Source organism: Bacillus cereus group sp. BfR-BA-01382 (assembly GCF_022663475.1).
Classification (GTDB): Bacteria; Bacillota; Bacilli; order Bacillales; family Bacillaceae_G; genus Bacillus_A; species Bacillus_A thuringiensis_S.
Genome location: NZ_JAKUFQ010000276.1, coordinates 1 through 478 on the forward strand (window position 1 = coordinate 1; position 478 = coordinate 478).

Here is a 478-nt window from a genome sequence, read left to right on the forward strand (position 1 = left end):
TGTTAGCCATCGCATCTACCATTTTTGTTCCGGATAAAATACCAGTGAAAATACCGGCAGCAAATACGAGAGAAACAACTGCTAATACATTCCCTGCATGAGAAGCAATACGTTCTTTCTGTTGTTCTAAGTTTGGATAGTTAATCATAACAGCAATAGCAAAAGCGACTGTAAATAAAACAGGTAACGGCATAACTTCTAGTATGAGACAGACAAGTAATGTAGCGGTTAATAAAAAGTTAATCCATAGAAGTTTAGGACGTTTATGTACTGCGGCTTCGACAGTTGCAGCTTGCTCATCCATTGTTTGCATTTGTTTTAAATACTGTACATCCATAATTCCTAAACGTTTTCTTTCTTTTTTTCCAAGATAGTAGGCAACGAAAACAACCCAAATTGCACCAGTAATCATTCCTGGAATAAGAGGTGTAAATAATTCGGAAGCATCAAGCCCAAGTGCGCTCATAACACGAGCTGT

The 478-nt window shown here is 37.7% G+C and carries 1 pseudogene; it reads right to left on the reverse strand.

Annotation, left to right across the window (positions count from 1 at the left end):
• Positions 1 to 478, reverse strand: a pseudogene (locus MR160_RS33920) (citrate transporter); the annotation flags it as partial.